The following is a 21,827-nucleotide window of genomic DNA, read 5'->3' as shown; positions in this document are numbered from 1 at the left end:
GCTATGCGGCCGGGGTGGGCGGGTCGGTGCGGGTCGGCGACTCGGTGCGGCTCGGCGGGTCGGTGCGGGTCGGCGGGTCGGTGCGGGTCGGCGACTCGGTGCGGGTCGGCGACTCGGTGCGGGTCGATGGGTCGGTGCGGGTCGGCGGGTCTGCCGGGGTGGGAACTTCGTTCGCGGACAAGGCTCGTGCGGCGGCTTCGGTGAGTGCGCAGGCGTCCGCGACACAGTCGTAGTCGACGTGTTCGGGCAGGTCGGTGTGCAGGTGGTAGTGCGGGATCAGCTTCTGATCGTCGATCGAGACCAGGGTCGCCGTCGGGTAGCCGTGGCGGTTGGGCACCACGCCGTCGGTGGAACTGCGCGAGCGCAGGCCGGTCAGCACCGCGATGTCGTTGCGGGTGGCGCACTCGGAGAGCAGGTTGTTGAAGGGGACGTCGTACGGCTCCATCCGCAACGGGCCTTCGGCCTCCAGCAGGACGAGGTTGCCCGAGCCGACGGTGTCCACGTTCAGGAACCATGTGCGCTCGCGGTCGAGTTCGGGGAAGTGCCGACGCGCGAATCCCCGGATGCCCTCCTGAAGCGCCTCCTCGGCACCGGCCGAGACGAGCAACACCCGTACACCGTCGACGGGTTGATCGCGCAGCGTGGCGGCGAGCGCGACCAGTACGGCGACCCCGGACAGGTTGTCGTTGGCGCCGGGGACCGCGCGGCTGCGGCCGATCTGGGTGAACGCGGCGGTACTGACCGCGGCGAGGCCGATGCCGGCTCGGCGTACGCCACGAAGCCCGGTGGCCGCGCCGAGCGCGATCAGCGCGGGGCCCGCGACCACCGGCCACCACATAGGCGGATTCTCGCGCGCCTTGTCCAGCAGTTGCGGGTAGCGGGTGGCGACCCATCGCGCGGCCCGCTCGTCGAACACCGCGCCCGTGGGCGCCGCGTCGTGGTGCGCGGTCACCACGAGGGTGCGCGGCGCGTCCGGGTCGCCGACGGAGGCGACCACGTTGTAGGCGCTGCACGGTCGGCCGCCGAGGGCGCGGCGCGCGTACTGGCCGCGGTAGGAGATGTCGTCGGCGATGCCGAGTGTGGCGGCGCCGGCGACCAGCGTCGCGGCCACGCGGGAACGCTTCGCGAGCAGGCCGGCGACGGCGGCGAGGGCGGTGAGGGTGCCGATCGGGCGCGCGTACGACGCGTACGCGGGCTCCTCCTCCACCACCGCGTCGCGCGCCCCGAGTTCGCGCAGCAGCCCGGCTATCCGATGCGCGGCCTCGCGCTCGCCGGACGACGTGGGCAGACGCTCGATCTTGGCCAACGGCTCTATCACGGCTCGCAGTTCGGCCTCGGAGGGTCGGCGCGACCGGCTCCTCGTGCCGTTCCCCCGACGCGAATCGTTTCCCTCACGGCTCGTCATCCCGCCACGATGCCACGGCCGGGCGGGTCGTGTCCGCCCCGAGGGGGACCTTTGTTACTCGCGAGTCGGCTCGGGTGCGGGGCGTGCGTTGCGTTGCGTTGCGCCTGGCGCGATGCGGTGCGGGGCGGCCCGATGCGGCGCGCGCGGCGCAGTGCGATGCGTGCGGTGCCACCACTCGATGGTGGAGCCCATAGGTCCGCTCCACCACCTGGGCTATTCATGCGACTTATCAATTTCGTTCATAAATATCCCGCTCATTACGCTTCGTTCCGTCGGTGACGGCATGTCGGGCCGCCATCTCCCGATGGTTCGGAGATTCATGACCTTGCAAGAAGCGGAAGCGTTGTCCGCGCCCTGGTCGCGCGCGCCGTCCCTGTCCTGCCCGGCGGTGCCCGCGCAGGGCTTCGCCGAGCGGTACGCGGCGCCCGCGGCGCGGCCCGGTGTGATGGCGGTGCGGCTGGCCGGCGGGCTGCCGGCGTGGGCGGTGACCGGGCACGCGGCCGCGCAGGCCATGCTCACGGATCCGCGACTGGTCAACGACATGACCGTGGTGGATGCCCTCTCCGCGAGTACACCGCATGGGCTGCCGCGCACCCGCTACCCCGAGAGCTTCCTGTCCACCGAGCCCCAACTCCTGGCGCGCGACGGTGCCGAGCACCGCCGTATGCGCCGGATCGTGAGCCCCTACTTCCAGACCGCCCAGGCCGGGCTGGTCGAGGCGGAACTCGATTCCTGTACCGCGGACTTGGTCGATGCCCTGGCCCGTCGGCCGCAGGGCGACCTGGTCGCCGACCTCGCGATCCCGCTGGCCGCCGCGGGTGTCGCCTCGATGTTCGGCATCACCCCCGACCGGGCGACGGCAGTCGTGCGCGCCACCATGGCCGCGGGTCTGGCCGGCCACCCCGACGCCCCGCACGGCCGCGCCGCGGGTCAGGCCTTCGTACTGCGGGTCCTGCAGATCGTGGCCACCGCCCGCAGGAAACGCCAGGACAATGCCGCCCGGGCACTGCTGACCGCCCACGGCGACGGGCGTCTGACCGGCCCGCAGACGGCCGCGATGGTGGGACTGCTGCTCGTCGGCATGGTGGAATCGCTCACCACCGTCATCCCCACTGCGGCCCTGATCGCGATGCAGCGCCCCGAGGTGCGGGCCGCGCTGCGGTCCGGCGACGCCGTACGCGTCGACGCCGTGGTGGAGGAACTGCTGCGCTTGTCCACCCCGTTCCACCACAGCGCCTGGCGCATGGCCAGTGAGCCGCTGGTCCTGGACGGGACGCCCATCCGGGCCGGCGACGTGGTGGTGGCGTCCTTCCTGCACACCAACCTCGACGAGCGGCGCTGGCCGCGGCCCACCGAGGTCCGGCTCGACCGCCCGACGCCCCGCGGCCACCTCTCGTTCGGGCACGGCGCGCACTACTGCCTCGGCGCCGCCCGGGGCCGCGCGCAGACCCGCATCGCGCTGACCCGGCTGTTCACCCGCCTGCCCCTGCTCACCCCGGCCGCCGACCCGGCCGGCCTGTCCTGGCACGGGGGCGGTCTGCGCCACCTGCACAGCCTGCCGGTGCACACGACCGGCGATCCGGCGGGACCGGTCGGAGCGGTCGGAGCGGTCGGACCGGTCGGACCGGGGGACGCCGGGTGAACACCGCCGGGAAGCCGTACGTCACCGGCGCTCTTCCGGCCGGAACCCCCGCCCGGGGCTTCGGTTGGCGCACCCGGCACATGCGGCACATCCGGCACACGTGAGATCTCCCTCTGGTGCCCTTCCCACCGAGACCCGGGCGCCGTCCGCACGCCCGAGCAGCACTCACCCGGAGCGCGGGCGGCCCCGGCCAAGGAAAAGAGCCGGCCGATGTCCGACCCCGACACAATCCTCCCCGCACGTCTTCCCTCGCTGACCAGCCTGCGGTTCGTCCTCGCGCTCACCGTGGTGCTGTGTCACCTGACCCTCATCTCGGGCATCTTCGATGTGGGGCCGGACAGCCCGCTGGCGGTGATGGAGCCGATCGCCACCGGCTCGGTCAGCGGCTTCTTCGTGCTGTCGGGATTCGTCCTGACCTGGGCGCACACCCCGGGAGAGTCACGGAGGGCGTTCTGGCGCAGGCGCCTGTGGAAGATCGTCCCCAATCACGTCATCGGCTGGGCCCTGGCCGTAGCCTTCTTCGCCGTCATCACCGCCACGCCGGCCACCGTGCTGGCCGACGGCGACAGTATCGGCGCCGCGGTGGCGGGCCTGTTCCTGCTGCAAAGCTGGATCCCGGACCCGGACTTCTTCTTCAGCTTCAACGCCCCGGCCTGGTCGATCTCCTGCGAGGCGTTCTTCTACGCCCTCTTCCCCGCGCTCCTCACCGCCGCGTCGAGGATTCCCACCCGGCGGCTGACCGCCTGCTGGGCGGCGCTGGCCGCGGCCACGCTGCTGATGCCGATGATCTCCACCCTCGTCCCGGGGCCACCCCTGTACGACTGGCTGCCCATCAACGCGACCAGCCTCTGGTTCGTCTACCTCTGCCCGCCGGTGCGGCTCACGGAGTTCGCCCTCGGAATCCTCACCGCCCGCCTCATCCGAACCGGCCGCTGGCCCCACCTGAACCGGGCGCAGGTCGCCGCCCCCGCGGTGGTCGTCTTCGTGGCGGTGGCCTACCTCCCCGCCCAGTACGCCCTCGGCATGGCCATGGCCGCCCCGCTCGCCCTGATCATCGCCGCCCTCACCCAGGCCGACCTCCAGGGCCGCACCCGGGTCATGCGCCATCCGTACCTGATCGCGCTGGGCGAGGCGTCCTTCGCCCTCTACATGACCCACTACCCACTCATACTGACGATCCGCCACATGCTCGGCGTCGAGAAAACCTTCACCCCGCTACCCGGCACCCTGATCGTCACGACCTTGACCGCAGCCTCCATCGCGCTGTCCCTGGTGGTCTACCGCTACTACGAACTCCCCCTCATACAGCGCTGGTCCCGCCCCCGCCGCCCGGCTCCCGCCGCCTCCGCCCGGGTTGCCGAAACCCCGCCCCGAGTCCTCACTCCCCGTCCCCCCACCACCGCACCGATCCATCAACCCGCCGACCCGACCGAACGGGACCCGCTCGACCGGGCGCCCACGTGAGGACCGCCTAGCAGCGCTCGGAGGCGTCCACCGCTCCCGGCAACTCCGGGGCGTCCTCCGTCGCCGCGACCGGCGTCGCGTTCTTGCGGGTCGCCAGCACCGCCCCGCCCAGGATCAGCACGAACGACGCCCCGATCGCCACCGTGAACTTCTCGTTCAGGATCAACACGCCGGCCGCCACCGCGACCGCCGGGTTGACGTACGTGATCACCGTGGCCCGCGCCGCACCCACCTCGCGCACCAGCTCGAAGAAGATCACCATCGCGATCGCGGTGCACACGAGCGCCAGCACCCCCATCGCCCCGAGCGCCTTGCCGCCCGGCACGTGGGCGGGCCACTGCGCGGCGGCGAGCGGTATGTACACCAGCGCGGTGAAGCCCAGGCAGACCACCGTCATCGGCAGGCTCGGCACCTCCTTGAGCCTGCGCTCGGCCACCAGCGCCGCACCGGCGTAGCACAGCGCGGTCGCGAGCACCTCGACCGCCGCCCACGGGTCCCCGCCGCCGAGCGTCGGCCCGGCCAGCACCGCGACCCCGCCGAACCCGATCGCCAGCCCGATCCAGCGCACCGCCCCCATGCGCTCGGTGCCACCGGTCAGGTACACGAGCACCGCGCCGAAGATCGGCACCGACGCGATCAGCAGCCCGGTCGTCGAACTGGACAGCCGCCGCTCGGCGTCCGAGAGCAGCCACCAGGGCCCGACGAACTCGGTCACCGCGAAGACGAGGAGCGGCCACTTGTACGGGGTGAGCCCGCGCAGCCCCGTGCCGCGCAACGCGAACGGCAACAGCAGCAGGGCCCCGAGCCCGGTACGCACGAACACCAGCACGCCCGGCGAGACCTCGTCCACCGCGACCTTGATCAGCAGGTACGGGATCCCCCAGATCACGCACATGCACGCGAACAACAACGCTCCACGACGACTCACGGCCGTGTCCCCTCAATCTCTGGATCGAAGAGGATGATCAACCACGCGGGGCCGATCGGTCTAGAACGTTGTTGCGCAGCACGCTGCTGCGGTAGCCGGCCGGGGTGACGCCCAGTACCCGCCGAAACCATCGCCCCAGGTGTGCCTGATCGGCGAACCCGACCGCGAGCGCCGCCCGGGCGGGCGTCATCCCCTGGGCGAGCAGCGCCTGGGCGCGGGCGACCCGGTGCTGGGCGAGCCAGGCGTACGGGGGCAGCCCGACCACGTCGCGGAACGCGCGCAGGGTCTGGTAGCGGGACAGTCCGATCCCGGCCGACAGCTCGCTCAGCGAAGGGGGCCGGACGAGTTCGTCGGCGAGCCGCTCGCGGACCGCGCGGGCCACCCGGGCGGCGTCCGGCGAGCCACACCGATCGGCCCGGGAATGTACCGCGTGCCGCCCGACGAGCGCGCGCAGCACCTCCACGACCCGGGTCTCGCCCTCGAACGCGTCGCCGCCGGCGGTCAGGTGCGTGTGTACGGCGACCAGTTCGGCGGCGAGCGCCGGGTCGGCCACGAGCAGCGACGGGAAGTGCGGGGCGGGGCCGGGCAGGTCCTCGCCGACCAGCGCGGCCGAGGGGTAGAAGACCCGGTAGGCGTACCCCTCCGGGATGCCCGGGCCGCCGGTGTGCGTCTCATGCGGTTCGGCGACCACGATCGTCCCGGGTCCGGACCGGTGCACCGCGCCGCGATAGTTGATCTGCTCGACCCCCTCGACGCACACCCCGATCGCGTACTCCTCGTGCGCGTGCGGCGCGTATCGGTGCCGCCGAAATCGCGCGGTCATCAGGTCGAGCGGCGTGTCCTCGACCCCGTACACGCGCGTCCACACCGCGGACTCGCCACCTCGGCCGCCCCTGCCGCCTCCGCCGCCTCGGCCGGCGAGGCCGTCGCCCGGGGCGCCCGGGGCGTCCGCGAGCCCGCCGCCCCCGCCGACGAAGTCGTTGCCGGGGGCGTCCCCAGGGCCGCCCCCGGCGGCGAAGTCGTCGCCCGCAGCGCCCCCGGGCCTGCCCGGTCCCACGTCACCACTCATGTCGATTCGCTCTCAAGTACCCGTGCACGGGCCGCCCCGGCACGATCGGCTCGAACCACTCCTCCGGCCCGGGATCCGACAACCGCAGCTCGACCGACTCCGGATCGTCCGACGCCGCGTCACTGAACGTCACGAACGCCGCCTCGACGTCGTCGTCGTACAACCCGTGCCGCTCCAACAGCGACGCCGCCTGATCCACCAACAACCGCAACGCCATCTCCTCCGCGAAGCACGCCGGCGGCGCCCAGTCGGTCCCACCGAGACGCCCGGTGACAGTCACGGCGGCCACCACGAACTGCCGGACGAACCCCTCCTCCAACAGTGGCAACGCGTCCAGCACGAAAAACGAGGCCCCGTCCGCCTCACGAAGATTCACCAGATCCGTGAACAGCAGATCCACCAGCACCCCGACCGAACTCGCCACCGCCCCCGCCGCGAGCCGGGCCTTCTCCTCCGGCACATCCGGCTGCGCGGTGTCCGGCTCACACCCGAAGGCGTCCAACCCGAAGGCCCGTACCCCCGCCGCCTGCCGCTCGATCCGCAGCCGCTCCTCCGGCATCGGCCGGCGCGCCCGCAACGCCGGATCCCCCGCCGGCGCGTCCGGCCCGTCGGCGGCCATCAAGCTCTCGTACACCAACTCCTCGTGCAACTGCACCTCACTGCGCACCACCCGCCAATCCGCGAGCAGCACACTGGCCTCCAACACCGCCAACACGATCTGCCGAGCGGTGCGCTCGGCCGCCTCCAACGTCGGCGCGTCCACCGACAACAACACCGCGGCCCCATCCGACCGAGGCGTGACCCGATAGTCCACCAGGTCCACCCCGACCCCGTCCGCCTCCTCGAACCCCTCCACGGACTCGAGCCCATCACTCAGCAACGCCCCGACCCCGAGCCGCTGGAGTTCATCCAGATCGGGATAGGTCTCGAGCGGCACGACATCGACATTCACCGGGTAAGCCACCCCAAGATCTTCCCGTGCCCACCCCCCTCCCCACGCCCGACACCACCGAACAACCACGTGGCGGACCACCCCCCAAAGTGCGATATGGTTTCCGTGTTCGGCCAGCCGAACACCGGGACGTGGCGCAGCTTGGTAGCGCACTTGACTGGGGGTCAAGGGGTCGCAGGTTCAAATCCTGTCGTCCCGACCAGCGTTTACGCAGGTCGGAGGTCGTCTTCTCAGAAACGGGAAGGCGGCCTTTTCTGCGTTCTGGGGCGTGGTGGTCGCAGTGTGGTCGCAGTGTGGTCGCACGACCGGCGCTCGGCTTTGGGACTCACGAGCAATCGGCCCGCGATCGCAGTCGTGTAGAGCGGTTTGAACAGGTCGCGCAGCCGGGCCGAGTGGTCGCGATGTGGTCGCGACCGATTCGGCGGGTGCCTCGCCACGTCCACTCAATCCAAGGACGTGGGCAAATGGACGACGCCCTCGGCGGGGCCGGCCGACCCCGCGAAGGTGTCCGGCACCGTATACGGCCGAACGTCCGCGTACCGCACACGTGCGTCCATGCCTCCAGTATGCCGACGGGCGCCCGGAGGCCCCGCCGGTGGGACCGCCACACGTTCCGGTCCATGTCCATCCGGTCCGGCGATGCGTCCGGGTGCGGCGGTGGCAGCAGCGCCTGTGTCGCGGGGCTCCGCGTGCGGCGGTGGCGGCGCCCGTGTCGCGGGCTCCGAGTTTCGGGTTTCACCGCTCGGTCGTCGCGCGCGGCGAGGAGACTACACATGGCGCCGAGACGGGCGCGCGTTCCGGAGGCGGGTCCATACCGCGCGGGGGCTTCGGGCGGATCGACGGGTTCGGCATGAACTCTCCTTCCGCGCGCTCTCGTTCGCGTGACGCCGCGCACGCGCGCGGCGAGGACGGGAAGCCGGTGGGGGCGGGCGCGGATGACACCGTCACGTCACCGCCGCCGACGCCCTCCTCGCCCCGCGCCGAGCCGGCTCACGCGGTCTCGGGTGTCCGGCTCGGAACATAGAAGTGTCACATGTGAAATGGTACCGTCCGGAATATCACAACGCGATGATCGGGGCGTGCAATGGGTGACATGGGCGACATGGGTGACAACGACATGACCGGCAACAGGGCGCGTGGGGCCGAGAAGCATGACCACGCGGTGCCGGCGGCGCTGGCGGAGGCGTTTCGACATGGGTGGGCCGACACCGCGATACAGGCGCCGCCCATGTCCGGGGCGGCGTACGCGGCCAAGCGGCGGGCGGCGGTGTCCGAGCGCTTTCCCGGTGAGCGGATCGTGGTGCCGTCGGGTGGGCTGAAGGCGCGCAGCAACGACTTCGACTACACGTTCCGGCCGCACTCGGCGTTCGTGCACCTGACCGCCGAGCAGGGCACGCAGGCGGTCCCGGACAGTGTGCTGGTCTTCGAGCCCGACGGGAACGGGCACTCGGTCACGCTGTTCACCCGGCCGCGCTCACCGCGCGACGGCGGGCCCGACGGTGCGGGGTTCTACGGCGACCGGCGGTACGGCGAGTTCTGGGTCGGGCGCCGGCGCACGCTCGCGGAGACCGCCGACGCCCTCGGGATCGAATCGGCCCCGCGCGAGGACCTCGAACGCGCCCTGCGTGGACGGAAGGTACCGACCCGGGTGGTGCGCGGCGAGGACGCGCTCGTCGACGCGCTGGTGCCGCCGGCCTCGGGAGCCGGCGCCGAGGCCGAGGCCGAACTGCTCACCTTCCTGTCCGAGTCGCGGCTGGTCAAGGACGAGTGGGAGGTCGAGCAGCTGCGTGCGGCCGTGGGCCACACGGTGGCCGGATTCCACGACGTGGTGTGCGAGTTGGATCATGCCACCGGTCTCGAGCGTGGTGAGCGCTGGATCGAGGGCACGTTCAATCGGCGGGCCCGGCTCGAGGGCTACGGGCTGGGCTTCGAGACCATCGCGGCGGCCGGCGCGCACGCGTGCGTCCTGCACTGGATGCGCAACGACGGACCGGTGCGCCCGGGCGACCTGCTGCTGCTGGACGCCGGTGTCGAGGCCGACTCGTTCTACACCGGCGACGTCACCCGTACGCTGCCGGTCGGCGGACGCTTCACCGACGTGCAACGCCGGGTCTACGACCTCGTCTTCGCCGCCCAGTCGGCGGGTATCGCCGCGCTGCGGCCCGGCGCGCGGTTCGGCGACTTCCACGCAGCCGCGATGCGCGTGATCGCCGAAGGCCTGGACGAATGGGGCCTGTTGCCCGGCGGAGCGGAGGCGGCCCTGGCCCCCGACTCGGGCCTGTATCGCCGCTTCACCCTCTGCGGCTCGGGCCACATGCTCGGCCTGGACTGCCACGACTGCGCCGCCGCCCGTCGACAGAGCTACCCGGACGGCCTGTTGGCACCCGGGCACGTACTCACCGTCGAGCCCGGTCTGTACTTCCAGCCCGACGACCTGACCGTGCCGGAGGAGTTGCGCGGGATCGGCGTTCGCATCGAGGACGACTTCCTGATCACGGCCGACGGCGCACAATGCCTGTCGTCGGGCCTGCCACGCGCCGCGGACGAGGTCGAGGCCTGGATGGCCTCGCTGCGATGACCGCGCGCGGTCCGCTGGTGGACCAGGTCTGCGGACAGTTACGGCAGGCCGGCGTGGTGGCGGTGGTCGGGCCCACCGGATTCGGCAAGTCCGCGGTCCTGGACGCGGTGTGCACGGCGTGGCAGGCGGCCGGGGATCCGGTGGTCCGGCTCAGCTCGGCGCGCGCCGACGCGAACATCGCCTACGCGCCGCTGATGGACCTGTTCACCGCGTGCCCGGCCGAGGTGCGCGGCGAACTGTCCGAACTGCAACGCTCGACGATGGACTGGGTGTTGCGGCGCGTTGCGGGGCCCGAGCCGGACACCGCTACGTTCCGCGGCACGGTGTTGTCCTGCCTTCAGGCGTGGGGACGCAGGGCCCGGCCGCTGTTGTCCGCCGACGACGTGCAGTGGTGGGGTCCGGGCAGCCTGGACGTCTTCGGTTTCGCCGCGCGGCGCAGTCGCGGCAGCGTGTCGCTGCTGGCCGCGTTGCGGCCCGACGGCCCGTCGCCGCACGACGTGCTCGGCGGCGGCGCGGTCGAGATCGGGATACCACCGCTGAGCCCGGAGGAATCGGCGACGGTCGTAGGGTCGTTCGGCATCCCGCTGCGCACCGCGGGTCGCATCCACGCGGCGACGGGCGGCAGTCCGCGACTGGTCTCGGACATCGCCGCCGGACTGGCCCGGGCCGGGCATTCGGCCACCGCGTGGGACGCCGAACCGTTGGCCCCGCACGCCCGCAAGGCGATGCGCGCGTGGCTGGCGGACCTGGCCGAACCGGTGCGCCGGGTGCTGCTGTTGGCGGCGTTGGCCGCCGATCCCTCGCTCGACGGCATCCGTCGGGCCACCGGGTACACCGCCGACGCCGCGCCGACCGCGGACGCCGCTCTGGCCGCCGCCCAGGACGCCGGGCTGATCCGGGTGGTCGACGGTGCCGTGTCCTTCCCGGCGCCGGTGCTGCGCGAGGGCATCGTCGCCGAGGCCGGCCGCGAGTCGGTGCGCCGCGCCCATCGCGCGCTGGCGGCGGTGTCGACCGGTGCCGACGACCGGACCTGGCACGAGGCGTCCGCCCTGGCCCCGGCCACGACCGCGGCGCGTCTGGTCCTGGTGCTCGCCGACGCCGCCGCGGCGGCGCGCGAGCGCGGCGACCACACGCGGGCCGCGGAGTTCGCCCTGCTGGCGGTCGACCGGGCCGGCGGCACCCGACCCGATCTGCTGGTGTGTGCCGCCCGGGACGCCGAGACCGCGGGGCGCTTCGACCTCGCCTGGACGGCCCTGGACCGGCTGGACCGCACCCGGGCCGGACCGGCGCAGCGCGCCCGGGCACGCATCGCGGTCGTGGACGCCGCCGGCCGCGGCGCCGCGCTGCTGGCGGACATCGCGGCCAGGGCGCTGGCCGACGCCACGGCCGCCGACGAACCCGCGCTGGTTTCGGCGGCGCATCTGCGACTCGCCTGGAGCACGCACCTGACCCGGGGCTATTCCGCCGAGGCCCTGGCACACGCGTGCGCGGCCGTGGAGTGGGCGGAACGGGCCGGCGACCCGGCGAGCCGCGCCGCCGCGATCACCTTGACCGCCCGGATCCAACAGGGCCGCGGCTCGCCGGAGCACGCCGGGACACTGCGCCTGGCGTTGGAGCCGGGCGCGGCGGGCGGCACCGGGGCGAGCGCCGGTGACCCGCCTCCGATCTCCGATGATCCGCGCCGGGTCGCGGTGTCCTTCGCCCTCCTGGAGGACCGCCTGGACGAGGCCGGGCAGTTGTTGGACGCGCTTCGCCCGGGGTTCGGGTCGGTCGCCGGGCGGGCCGACCCGGGGCGGCTCCTGGGCTGCGCCGTACTGATCCACGCGCACGGCGGCGACGGTCGGGCCGCGCGCGAGGAGGCCCGCCGACTGCTGGCGCTGGCCCGCGAGTTGGGCGCCTCCCCCGGTCCGCCGTGGTACGCGGCGGCGATCGCCGAACTCGCGGGCGGAACCCTGGAACAGGCGCTCGCCTACGCGGGGCTGGGATTGACCGCGTCGGAGGAGGAGAAGGACACCGTCTTCGCGGCGCACTGCCTGCATCTGTCCGGCCGTACGCGGCTGTTCCTGCGCGACACGGTCGGCGCGCTGGCGGATCTGCTGCGGGTGCGGGATCTGGTGCGCGAGTTGTCCGTCCGGGATCCGGCGGCGATCCGCTACGACGCCGACCTCGCCGAGGCCCTGGTCGCCGCCGGGGATGTCGAGGCCGCCGCGCGCACCATCGCCGATGCCCGAGACCCGGCGCGCGAGTTGGGGCGGCGCGGCGTGCTGGCCTCGCTCGACCGCGCCCAGGCGCTGTGCGCGGCGGCGACGGGCGAGTTCACGGCGGCCGAGCGGCTGCTCACCCGGGCTTGGGAGGCGTTCGCGCGGCTGGGCTACCCGTTGGAGTGCGGTCGGGTGTTGCTGACCCACTCGGCCGTCGAGCAGCGACGCAGACGCCCCGCCCGCGCCCGGGAGTTGCACGCGGCCGCGGAGGCGGTGTTCCGCAAGGCGGATGCGCCGCTGTGGGAGCCGGACCGGCCGGAGCGAACCGGGGCAAGGGCCGGGCTCGCGGGCCTGACCGACGCCGAACAGCGCATCGCCGAGCTGGTCGCCGACGGGCGCGGCAACCGGGACATCGCGGCGTCGTTGTATGTCAGCGTCAAGACCGTGGAGGCGGTCCTGACCCGGATCTATCGCAAGCTCGGCGTGCGGTCGCGGGTCCAACTGGTGGCGCTCGTACACAAGGACAGGCACCAGCCGGCCCGGTAGTGCCGACCGTGGTTGCTCCCGGGCGGGAGCGATCGGGGGAGGCGGGTGGGTCATCGAAGGCCGGGTGTCGTCGTAGGCGGGTGTCGTCGCAGGAACGGCAGTGTCGTCGCAGGAGTGGCGGTGTCGTCGCAGGAGTGGCGGTGTCCTCGCAGGAACGGCGGTGGCGCCGCAGGAATGGCGGTGGCGCCCAACCGTGGGAGGTGTCGTCGAGGGCTTGGGAGGCGTCGGGGAAAGCATGGGGAGTGTCGTCGAAGGGGGTATGTCGTCGAGGGGCCAGGTGCGTCGTCGAAGACCCGGCAAAGGCCCGGTGCAAGGCCCGGTGCAAGGCCCGGTGCAAGGCCCCGCGAAGGTGTCGAGGTCAGTCCGCGAATGCCCAGGAGATCGCGCCTCGGGAGGCGTTGACCACCTTGGAGTCGGCCGAGCCGCGCACCAGCGCCCCGTTGGTGCGATCGCCGTAGGCGTAGACGCCGAGCACGAAGTCGAACTCGACCGTCTTGCGGTGCCCGGCCTCCTCGGCGCTCGGACCGTCCGCGACCGGGAGTTCCAGTGTGGACGCTTCGACCATGCGCTGACAGGTCCAGGTCTCGACCCCGTCCGCCACGAAGCGCGCGCGCAGGGCCGGCGCGGAGTGCTCGGCGCCGATCAGGACGCCGTCGCCGCCGTAGGTGTAGCTGTGCTTGAAGACGTAGTCGCCCCGGGAGGCCAGTACGTCGTCGAGGATGTCCGGCGCGAGGTCGAAGGTCATCGGTACGTGGCGTCGGAGCGTCTCCACCTCTTCCGGGTCGAGCAGGTGGTGCAGGTCGGGATCGCACAGCAGGGAGAACCACTTGCGGTGCATGCCGAGTTCGGCCTCGAACATGCACGAGACGGTGGCGCCGCTGTCGTCGACGGCCTTGAGGAAGGCGCCGTCGTCGTCGGTGTCGGCGAAGGTGATCAGTCGGTGGACGAGGATGCGGCGCGCGTGCGGCGCGCGCAGCCATTGCGCCCGGTAGGAGGTCTCGTTGCAGTAGACGACGTCCAGGTCGGGCGCCATGATCCGGAGGAAGTCCACGAGCGGCTGGTCGCGACCGTAGCCGCGCCGGGAGTGCCGCACGGAGTCCAGGATGACCAGGCGGTCGAGCCCGAGTCGGGTGCACTGCGTCAGGTAGTGCCGGGCCAGGTCCAGGAACGGTGAGGCGCCCGCCGCGGGGAGTCCCAGCAGTTCGGCGTGCAGTCGCGCGCTGTGCTGGCATTCGCCGCCGCCCACGCCGGAGAAGGTGTTCAACTCGCAGAAGGCGTAGCCCGATTCGGTGGGGATGATGTCGGCCCGGGCCAGCGCGGTGCCCTCGGTCATCCATTGCCAGTGGATGTGGCCCGCCATCGCCTCCGGGATCCGGAACGTGGCGGCCAGTTCGGCGGTCGACAGGGACGAGCACACGTGCCGCATCACCTTGCGGTGGGCGGAGACCAACCGGGCTGTGGCCGAGTGGAGTTCGTCGAGGGTGGTCCGGTCCAGCCGGAAGTGTGTGGGCAACGTGGGGAAGAGGAAGCCGAGATCGCGCAGGTGCCGGTCGGAGATCTCTCGGGCCAGGGCGAGGTCGTGCGAGCTGTGTTCGGTGAACACTCGGTTCAGGAAGGCGCGGTTCTCAGCGGCGAACATCGGCGGGCTCCGATTCCGGGTCGGGGCGATGGGCGCGGATGGCGAGGTCGGGGCGCAGGCCCGGGTGAAGGCCGGGGCCAAGCCCGATGCCGGGGCCGGATCCGGCCCCGACTCCGGCTGCTCCACCTACGGCTCGGGTTCGGGCTCGGGTTCCGGCTGCTCCACCTACGGCTCGGGCTCCGGCCCCGGCCCCGGCCCCGGCCCCGGCCAACCGCGGCCTGGTGTCCCGCCGGCCGAATTCGGCCTCCAGCGCCGCCCCCGCCCGGAACAGGCTCGCCTCACCGAACTTGCGTCCCACGAGCTGTAGTCCGATCGGCAGCCCGTCGGCGGCGAATCCGAGCGGCAGCGACAGGGCCGGGTGTCCGGTGACCGCGAACGGGATCGTCTGCATGTCGTTGGCCAGACGCGGCGGCGGCCAGTCGGTGGGAAAGTCGTCGAAGCGGGCTGCGGTGGCCTGGCCGCAGGCGGTGACCAGCACGTCGTGGTCGGCGAAAACCTTCTGCTGGAAGGACTCGACGAGGCGCCGGCGCACGTCCATCGCGCGGAGCAGGTCACCCGCGCCGACCCCGGCCCCGGGCATCAGCTTCTGGTAGGTGAACCGCCCGTAGGACCAGGGGAACCCGCGCAGGTTGCGCTCGTGCACTGCGAAGCCCTCCGCCGCCAGGATCACCCGGCCGCAGGCGTCGAGCACCTCGTACGGAGGCAGTTCGCACTCCTCGACGATCGCGCCGAGCTTGTCCAGGTGGGTCAGGGCCCGCTCGATGCCTTCGGTGATCTCCGGCAGCGTCGCGGGGTCGTGGGCGTACCACGCGGTCGAGTACGCCACGCGCAGGCCCTTGACGTCCTCGCTCGCCGCGCCGAGGAAGTCCGGCGCGGGTGTGTCGCGGGTGCGCGGGTCGCGCGGGTCCGGTCCGGCGATCACGTGGAGTGCGGCGGCGGTGTCGGCCACCGTCCAGCCCAGCGGTCCGAAATGGTCCATGGTGTGCGACAGCGGGGTGGCGCCGTACCCGGACACGCTGCCGTAGGTGGGCTTGAGGCCGACGGTCCCGCAGTGGAACGCCGGGCCGCGGATCGAGCCGGCGGTGTCGGAGCCGAACGCGACCCGCAGGAACCCCGCGGCGACCGCGACCCCGGCGCCCGACGATGAACCGCTGGGGATGTGCTCGCCGTTCCACGGGTTCCGTGCCGGCGGGAAGGGCAGGTCGACGCTCGGCCCGCCGAGCGCGAACTCGTAGGTGGCCAACTTGCCCAGCAACACGCCGCCGCCGGCCCGCAGTCGGGCCTCCACGGCGCTGTCCTCGGCGGCCACGTCCGACACGGTCAGCCACGAGTGGTTCGTGGTGGGCAGTCCCTCGGCGGCGAAGATGTCCTTGAGCGCGTACGGGACGCCGTGCAGCGGACCTCGGTCGAGGCCCTCGCGCAGTTCCCGGTCGGCCTGCCGGGCGCGCCGCAACGCCTGCTCGCGGGTGACGAGTACGAAGGCGTGCAGTGTCGCGTCGCGCGCCTCGATCATGCCGAGCGCGTTCTCCACCAGGTCCACCGAGGTGAGTCGGCCCGCGCGCAGCAGCGCGCCGGCCTGTGCGACGGACAGTTCGGCGAGCGCGCCGGGGCCGGTGCTGTCGAGGTCAGCCATCGGTGGCCTCCGTGGTGCGCAGCAGTTCCATCTTCGCCCGCAGCCCGCGGTAGCCGGCCAGCACACCGGGCGCCAGGTCGCGCGGCATCTCGATGCCGAGCCGTTCCAGGGTGGCGGTGAACTCCCGGTCGGCGGGATCTACTTCGACGCAGGCGGGGAGTTCGGAGCGATCGGGAGGATCGGGGCGGTCGGCGTCATCGATGCCGGCACGGGCGCCGGCGATACCGGCGATACCGGCGATGCCGGCGCGGTCGGCGTGGCCGGCGCGGTCGGTGTGGCCGGTGTGGCCGGTGTGGCCGGTGTGGTCGGCGCCGTCCACGGCGATCCGGTCGGCGCTCACGCGGTGGGCCCGTGCCCGCCGGGCAGGCGCGGGCCGGCCTCGCGTTGCGCGGCGAGCCAGGTCTCGGTCTCGCGCGCGCCGACCGGCAGCGCCGCCGACAACACCTGAACGCCGTCCGCGGTCACCCGTACGTCGTCCTCCAACCGCACGCCGATCCCCCGCAGGCCCTCCGGCACCAATTCGTCGTGCGGTTGCAGGTACAGACCGGGTTCCATGGTCAGCACGTGGTCCTCGCCGAGCACGCCCTGTCCGTAGTACTCCGGGCGCGCGTGCCCGCAGTCGTGCACGTCCAGGCCGAGCATGTGGCCGAAGGCGCACAGGGTCCACCGCCGGTACGGCTGCCGCTTGTCCTGCATGGCCTCCTCGACGCCGCACTTGAGTACGCCCAGGTCGCGCAGGCCCTCGGTGAGGGTGCGCCGGCAGGCCAGGTTGACGTCGTCGAACGCGACACCGGGCGCCATCGCCGCCAGGCCCGCGTCGCGCGCGGCGTGCACGATGTCGTAGACGTCGCGCTCGGCGGTGGTGAAGGTGCCCGAGACGGGCAGGACGCGGGTCACGTCGGCGGTGTAGCAGCTCCGCGCCTCGGCTCCCATGTCCATCAGCAGGATGCCGTCCGGTCGGACCGGGCCGTCGTTGCGGCCCCAGTGCAGGATGGTCGAGTGCGCGCCGGCGGCGACGATCGAGTTGTAGCCGACGCCGTTGCCGTCGTGGCGCGCGCGGGTGGCGAAGATGCCTTCGAGCAGCCGCTCGGAGACCGCGCGATCGCTCGGCAGGGCGCGCGCGACATCCTCGAAACCGCGGACGGTGATGTCTACGGCCTCCTGGAGTTGCGCGAGTTCCCAGTCGTCCTTGCGCAGCCGCAGTTCGGCGAGCACGCTCGCGAGCAGCGCGTCGTGGGCCGCGTTCTCCTCGGTCGCGGGGAGCAGGCCGCGGTCGATGCCCGCGTCGTAGCCACGCAGCACTCGGGTGTTGCGGCCGGCGCGCCGCAACACCGTCGGGAGGTCGCCGATGGGACGGGTCTGCACTCCCAGCACCGTGGTCTTCTCCTCGGGCGAGAGGCAGCGGCCCTGCCACACCTCGCCGAGGATGCGGTCGAGGTAGCCGACGCCGGAGGCCGGGTCGTGCCGCGGGTCCACGTACAGCACCGCGTCGTGGCCGCCGGTGATCGGGTGCATGACGAGCACCGAGTTCGGGTCCTGGTCCGCCGTCAGCCACAGCAGGTCGCTGCCGCCGCGGAACGGGTAGGGCGCGCCGTAGCTGCGCCATTGGATCCGGCCGGTCGGGATGACCAGCGTTTCGCCCGGAAAGGCGTTCGACAGCAGGGCGCGGCGCGCCGACAGCCGGTCGAGGTGGGGTACCGGGACGAGCTCGATCTCCTGTTCCCGCCAACCGCTCGTCATGTAGTCGACGAACTCGGTGGGGATCTCGGTGTCGTGCGCTCCGGTGATCTCTTCCTTGCCGACGTTGGGCACGTTCGGTATTCCCTTCGATGCGGTTCAGTGGTTCGAGTGCGCGACCAGGTGGGCGCACGTGACGAGGTCGAGTGCGGCGTGGCCGGTGGAGCTGAAGACGGTCGGACGTTCGTCGAGTCCGGGGTGCTCGCCGGTCTCCAGGGATTCCAGGTCGATCGCGGTGCGGTGGATCTCGCCGGCCTCGGCTACGGCGGTCTCGATGGATTCGACGATCAGCGGGCCGGATGCCAGCCGTTCGCGCGACAGTTCGCGTGATTGCGGGGTGTGTGCGCCCATGCAGTTGATGTGCACGTGCGCCGGGAGGTCCGTGGCGATCGGCAGCGGGCTCGTCGAGGTCGTCGCGGTGGCCACGACGTCCGCTCCCGAGGTGGCTTCGGCGGCCGAGGCGCAGACGTGAGCCGTTGCCCGGCCGGCGGCTCGGATGCGCGCGCACAGGGCCTCGGCGTGCGCGGGGTTGCGCGAGTGCACCCGTACCCGGGTGATCTCCCGTACGGCCGAGACGCCGAGGTATTGCTGCCAGGCCTGGACGCCGGATCCGATGATCGCCAGGTCGGCGCTGTCGCGGGCCGCGCAGCGGTCGGTGACCACGGCGGTGACGGCGGCGCATTTGAGATTGGTGACGGCGGCGCCGTCCAGGACCGCGAGCAGTTTCCCGGTGCTCGTCGAGAAGACCGGGACCACGGAAGTCACGGTCGGCCCCGGGCCGTTGCCGATGGTGGCGATCTTGGCGATGTAGAGGCCGTGGTCGAGGGAGACGGCGGGCATCGACACGAACTTGACGCCGTGTCCCTCGTCGACGACTTGGCGCATGGGCACGGTCATCCGGCCGAGCGTGCCGCCGCGCAGGCCGTCGCGGATCAGCTCGGCCACGGCCAGGACGTCGCCGACGCGGGTGTCGGGCGGGGCGAGGCTCATTCGAGTCCCGCAAGGGCGTCGACGAGGTCGTCCGCGAACCGCTCGGCCAGTTCCGTGGGCATGTCGCCGCGCAGCATCATCCGCACGCCCGCGTCTCCTTGCGCCACGATCGGGAAGAACATCGCGGAGCAGTAGTAGCCGCGCCGGTAGAGGTCGGTGGACAGCCGTACGGCCCGGTCGTTGTCGCCGACGGTGACGAATTTGATGTGTGACCCGGTGCCGCGGACCTCGTGTCCGCGTAGCCGGTCGTCGAAGAGGGCGATGTTGTGGGCGAGTTGCCGTTGGCGTTGGGTCAGCTCGGGGCCGCGGTGTACCCGCAGGGCGCCCAGGGAGGTGCCCACCGCGGCCGTGCGCAGGCCCTGTGACCAGGCCAACGGCCCTGATCGGTAGAGGAAGTCGTAGATGTGGCGTTCGCCGATCATGGCGATGCCGCCGGTGCTGCCGAACGCCTTGGCGATCGAGGCGACGATCACGGTCCGTGCGCCGAGGTCCTCGAACACGGTGCGTGCGTAGCCTTCTCCGCGCGGCCCTACGGCGGACAGCGCGTGCGAGTCGTCGAGGTAGACGAACATCCCGTAGCGGTCCTGGAGGGCCTTGATGCCGGCCAGGTCGGCCTGTCCGCCGACCGAGTAGACGCCTTCGCAGACGTAGGCGACGCGCGGGTATCGCCGGCACACGTCCTCGAGGAACTGCATGTCGTTGTGCGGGCAGGTCAGCACCAGCGTCTCGTCGGCGACGATCGGCTTGAGGAAGTTCATCGAGAAGTGCGCGAACCGGTCGAAGACCACGACGAGGGGCTCGCCGTCGCCGAGGTGCCCGGAGGCCAGCAGCGGCAGGATCGCGGCGCTGAGCACCCCGCAGGACACGGACGGCAGCACGTGGGTGCCGAAGTGTTCGGCGAGTTCCTCCTCGAGTCGGTTCATGATGCCCAGCCGGATGCGGAACTCGCCCATCGACAGGCCGGTGATGCGCTCGTCGGCGAGCGCGGCGCGCCCGGCCTCGATCACCGCGGGGTGGCTGTTGAGTCCCAGGTACGAGCACGAGGACAGGTTGGCGAACTCGTGCCCGGAGTCGATCTCGCGCAGCCGGTTCTGGCCGTCGACGGCCTCGACCACCAGTCCGAGCATGCCGTGCTTCTCGGACAGGCCCCACGCCGCCTCGGCGGCCGGCACCATCTTGCGGTTGTTGCGGAATCGGTGCGGGCCGACGATGTCCTCGCTCATCGGGCCGCCTCGGCCCGCTCGTGCAGCCAGCCGCCGAGTCGGGCGATGGCCTGGCGTGCCTTGCCCAGCCGCGTGTAGTGCAGGTGCCACACGTGCACCATGCCGGGCCAGACCTCCAGGACGCCGGTGGAGCCGGCCCGGCGCAGCGCGGCGGTGAACCGTTCCGCGTCGCTGAGCAGGATCTCCCGGCTGCCCACCTGGATGAGCACGGGCGGCAGTCCGGTCGGGTCCCCGTACAGCGGGGACGCGTAGGGGGTGGTCGGCTCGGCGCCCGCCAGGTAGGAGCCGGCCACCAGTGCGACGATGTTCTTGCCGACCAGGGGGTCGTCGTCCGCCAGGGTGCGGAAGGTTTCACCGGTGCCGGCCAGGTCGGTCCACGGCGATACGCAGGCCGCCGCGGCGGGCAGCGGCAGTCCGAGGTCGCGGAGTTTGAGCAGTGTCCCCAGGACCAGGCCGCCGCCCGCGGAGTCCCCCGCGAATACCACTTCCCGGGCCGGCACGCCGCTCGCGAGCAGGTTCTCGTACGCGGCGACCGCGTCGTCCAGTGCCGCCGGATAGGGGTGTTCGGGCGCGCGGCGGTAGTCGACGAAGAACATCCGGCTGTGCGCCGCCCGGGCGATCTCGGAGACGAGTCCGCCGTGGCTGCGCAACGAGCCGTAGACGTAGCCGCCGCCGTGCAGGTAGATCCCGGTCCGCTCGCCGCGCACGTCCGGTGGGGTCAACAGCACGCCGCCGTCGCGGTGTTCGACCTTGATGTCGTCGGCGATCGGGGTGCCCCACGCGTCGTAGAACGGACGGGCCTCGTCGATCGCCTCGGGCCATTCGTCGGCCGTCAACGCGGCCAGCAGTTCGTCGAGTTCGGCCACCTCGTGCTCGGACATCACCGGCACGTCGGGTTCGGTCGGTGTGCTCACCGGGCCGTCCCGCCGTCGGCGCCGACCGGGTCGACGCCTCGGTGGTAGCGCTCGCGGGCGGCCTCGTCCGGGACCTCGAGGGTGGGCTCGGGGATCTCGAGGCGGTAGTGCCGGTACCACTTGGCCAGTTCGTCGCTGTCGGCGAACTGGTACTCCAGGTGCCGGATGGGCCGGCGCGAGGGCTTGCCGGGGTCGGCCGGGCGGGGGATGGAGCCGGCGTGTGCGAGGCCGCCGTCCACCTCGTTGAACAGCACGATCATCACCAGGTCGGTGTCCAGGTCGACGTCCACCGCGGTGGCGTGCTCGGCCAGGATGCGGTCGGCGTGTTCCTCCTTGACGGCCACGTTGAAGCTGTGCGGCATCAGCTCGACCAGGTCGGCGGGCGGTACCTCCGCGTCCCGGCAGTAGGCGCGGGTGTCGCACAGGATCGGGATGCCGCCGTCGATGTTGGTGTTGGGTCCGTAGATGTTCGCGATGAACGGCGTGGCGGCGTCGAAGTGCACGCATTTGGTGGTGAGGAACTCGCGTGCCGTGGTGTGGTCGTCGTTCGGGGTGAAGTGGGTGTTCTTGTTGTAGCCGTCGACGTCCATGCCGGCGATGCGGTCGTAGCCGATCGCGACCGGGGTGAACTTGGCGACCTCCACCCGGGTGCCGAAGGCGCGGAAGAGCGATTCCAGGTAGTCGCGGGCCACCGCGGCGTCCCGTTCGTCGTGGATGTCCAGCCCGTGGCGGGCCAGCGTGCGGTCGAGGCCGTGGCAGACGGCGACGCCGGCGCCGCCGGTCACCAGGCGCACCAGTTCGTCGACGAGTTCGTCGTCGGCCCGCTCCAGTCGGCCGTCGACGAGCACGCTCTCGTGGGCCGACACGTCGATGATCGCGTGCTGCGGCAGGATCTTCACTGGGTTC

Annotated in this window: 16 protein-coding genes and 1 tRNA gene; 5 read left to right on the top strand and 12 right to left on the bottom strand. The window is 72.3% G+C overall.

Annotation, left to right across the window (positions count from 1 at the left end):
* Position 1: 1 nt before the first annotated feature.
* Positions 2-1,318, bottom strand: coding sequence for a M28 family peptidase (locus tag ACIBSV_RS43285; RefSeq protein ID WP_395872985.1), 1,317 nt, complete (start codon positions 1,316-1,318; stop codon positions 2-4).
* A gap of 406 nt (positions 1,319-1,724) precedes the next feature.
* Here ACIBSV_RS43285 and ACIBSV_RS43280 point away from each other — a divergent pair, with 406 nt between their 5' ends.
* Both ACIBSV_RS43280 and ACIBSV_RS43275 read left to right on the top strand, forming a co-directional pair.
* A complete protein-coding gene (locus ACIBSV_RS43280) occupies positions 1,725-3,047 on the top strand; it encodes a cytochrome P450 (RefSeq protein ID WP_395872984.1) in 1,323 nt (440 codons plus the stop codon).
* A 210-nt stretch (positions 3,048-3,257) separates the two neighbouring features.
* A complete protein-coding gene (locus ACIBSV_RS43275; protein WP_395872983.1) occupies positions 3,258-4,511 on the top strand; it encodes an acyltransferase family protein in 1,254 nt (417 codons plus the stop codon).
* A 7-nt stretch (positions 4,512-4,518) separates the two neighbouring features.
* Here the strand turns inward: ACIBSV_RS43275 and ACIBSV_RS43270 are convergent, their stop codons facing one another.
* The 3 genes from ACIBSV_RS43270 to ACIBSV_RS43260 are packed head-to-tail and all read right to left on the bottom strand — an operon-like array spanning position 4,519 to position 7,445.
* Positions 4,519-5,439: a DMT family transporter gene (locus tag ACIBSV_RS43270; RefSeq protein WP_395872982.1), complete on the bottom strand. Its 921-nt coding sequence runs from the start codon at positions 5,437-5,439 to the stop codon at positions 4,519-4,521.
* A 37-nt stretch (positions 5,440-5,476) separates the two neighbouring features.
* Positions 5,477-6,508 carry a helix-turn-helix domain-containing protein gene (locus ACIBSV_RS43265; RefSeq protein ID WP_395872981.1) on the bottom strand — a complete coding sequence of 344 codons (1,032 nt, stop codon included), beginning with the start codon at positions 6,506-6,508 and terminating at the stop codon, positions 5,477-5,479.
* Positions 6,498-7,445, bottom strand: coding sequence for a hypothetical protein (locus ACIBSV_RS43260; protein WP_395872980.1), 948 nt, complete (start codon positions 7,443-7,445; stop codon positions 6,498-6,500). The genes ACIBSV_RS43265 and ACIBSV_RS43260 overlap by 11 nt, the downstream gene beginning before the upstream one ends.
* Positions 7,446-7,585: 140 nt before the next feature.
* Between ACIBSV_RS43260 and ACIBSV_RS43255 the strand changes: the two genes are divergently transcribed.
* From ACIBSV_RS43255 to ACIBSV_RS43245, 3 genes are all read left to right on the top strand, one after another.
* A tRNA-Pro gene (locus ACIBSV_RS43255) sits at positions 7,586-7,662 on the top strand.
* Between the two features lie 891 nt (positions 7,663-8,553).
* On the top strand, positions 8,554-10,038 hold the full coding sequence (locus ACIBSV_RS43250; RefSeq protein ID WP_395872979.1) for an aminopeptidase P family protein: 1,485 nt from the start codon (positions 8,554-8,556) through the stop codon (positions 10,036-10,038).
* A complete protein-coding gene (locus ACIBSV_RS43245; RefSeq protein WP_395872978.1) occupies positions 10,035-12,785 on the top strand; it encodes a LuxR C-terminal-related transcriptional regulator in 2,751 nt (916 codons plus the stop codon). Before ACIBSV_RS43250 ends, ACIBSV_RS43245 begins: the two co-directional genes overlap by 4 nt.
* 358 nt (positions 12,786-13,143) lie before the next feature.
* Here ACIBSV_RS43245 and ACIBSV_RS43240 read toward each other — a convergent pair whose 3' ends face one another.
* The 8 genes from ACIBSV_RS43240 to ACIBSV_RS43205 are packed head-to-tail and all read right to left on the bottom strand — an operon-like array spanning position 13,144 to position 21,820.
* On the bottom strand, positions 13,144-14,424 hold the full coding sequence (locus ACIBSV_RS43240) for a hypothetical protein (RefSeq protein WP_395872977.1): 1,281 nt from the start codon (positions 14,422-14,424) through the stop codon (positions 13,144-13,146).
* Positions 14,411-16,057 (bottom strand): amidase, encoded by a 1,647-nt coding sequence (locus tag ACIBSV_RS43235; protein ID WP_395872976.1) that lies wholly within the window; start codon positions 16,055-16,057, stop codon positions 14,411-14,413. Before ACIBSV_RS43235 ends, ACIBSV_RS43240 begins: the two co-directional genes overlap by 14 nt.
* A complete protein-coding gene (locus tag ACIBSV_RS43230) occupies positions 16,050-16,397 on the bottom strand; it encodes a hypothetical protein (RefSeq protein ID WP_395872975.1) in 348 nt (115 codons plus the stop codon). Before ACIBSV_RS43230 ends, ACIBSV_RS43235 begins: the two co-directional genes overlap by 8 nt.
* Positions 16,394-17,869, bottom strand: coding sequence for an aminopeptidase P family protein (locus ACIBSV_RS43225; RefSeq protein ID WP_395872974.1), 1,476 nt, complete (start codon positions 17,867-17,869; stop codon positions 16,394-16,396). Before ACIBSV_RS43225 ends, ACIBSV_RS43230 begins: the two co-directional genes overlap by 4 nt.
* A 24-nt stretch (positions 17,870-17,893) precedes the next feature.
* Positions 17,894-18,784, bottom strand: a complete 891-nt coding sequence (locus ACIBSV_RS43220; RefSeq protein ID WP_395872973.1) for an ornithine cyclodeaminase family protein — start codon at positions 18,782-18,784, stop codon at positions 17,894-17,896.
* Positions 18,781-20,007: an aminotransferase class I/II-fold pyridoxal phosphate-dependent enzyme gene (locus tag ACIBSV_RS43215; protein WP_395872972.1), complete on the bottom strand. Its 1,227-nt coding sequence runs from the start codon at positions 20,005-20,007 to the stop codon at positions 18,781-18,783. The genes ACIBSV_RS43220 and ACIBSV_RS43215 overlap by 4 nt, the downstream gene beginning before the upstream one ends.
* Positions 20,004-20,921, bottom strand: a complete 918-nt coding sequence (locus tag ACIBSV_RS43210) for an alpha/beta hydrolase (RefSeq protein WP_395872971.1) — start codon at positions 20,919-20,921, stop codon at positions 20,004-20,006. Before ACIBSV_RS43210 ends, ACIBSV_RS43215 begins: the two co-directional genes overlap by 4 nt.
* Positions 20,918-21,820, bottom strand: a complete 903-nt coding sequence (locus ACIBSV_RS43205) for a hypothetical protein (RefSeq protein ID WP_395872970.1) — start codon at positions 21,818-21,820, stop codon at positions 20,918-20,920. The genes ACIBSV_RS43210 and ACIBSV_RS43205 overlap by 4 nt, the downstream gene beginning before the upstream one ends.
* Positions 21,821-21,827 lie beyond the last annotated feature (7 nt).

This window comes from Embleya sp. NPDC050154 (assembly GCF_044460165.1).
In the GTDB taxonomy this organism is placed as follows: Bacteria; Actinomycetota; Actinomycetes; order Streptomycetales; family Streptomycetaceae; genus Embleya.
This window is presented reverse-complemented; position numbering and strand designations above follow the sequence as displayed.

Excerpts from the sequence above, each read along its gene's own strand:
- ACIBSV_RS43280 (WP_395872984.1), top strand. The coding sequence starts at position 1,725 with ATGACCTTGCAAGAAGCGGAAGCGTTGTCCGCGCCCTGGTCGCGCGCG.
- ACIBSV_RS43275 (WP_395872983.1), top strand. The coding sequence starts at position 3,258 with ATGTCCGACCCCGACACAATCCTCCCCGCACGTCTTCCCTCGCTGACC.
- ACIBSV_RS43265 (WP_395872981.1), bottom strand. The coding sequence starts at position 6,508 with ATGAGTGGTGACGTGGGACCGGGCAGGCCCGGGGGCGCTGCGGGCGAC.
- ACIBSV_RS43250 (WP_395872979.1), top strand. The coding sequence starts at position 8,554 with ATGGGCGACATGGGTGACAACGACATGACCGGCAACAGGGCGCGTGGG.
- ACIBSV_RS43245 (WP_395872978.1), top strand. The coding sequence starts at position 10,035 with ATGACCGCGCGCGGTCCGCTGGTGGACCAGGTCTGCGGACAGTTACGG.
- ACIBSV_RS43240 (WP_395872977.1), bottom strand. The coding sequence starts at position 14,424 with ATGTTCGCCGCTGAGAACCGCGCCTTCCTGAACCGAGTGTTCACCGAA.
- ACIBSV_RS43235 (WP_395872976.1), bottom strand. The coding sequence starts at position 16,057 with ATGGCTGACCTCGACAGCACCGGCCCCGGCGCGCTCGCCGAACTGTCC.
- ACIBSV_RS43220 (WP_395872973.1), bottom strand. The coding sequence starts at position 18,784 with ATGAGCCTCGCCCCGCCCGACACCCGCGTCGGCGACGTCCTGGCCGTG.
- ACIBSV_RS43215 (WP_395872972.1), bottom strand. The coding sequence starts at position 20,007 with ATGAGCGAGGACATCGTCGGCCCGCACCGATTCCGCAACAACCGCAAG.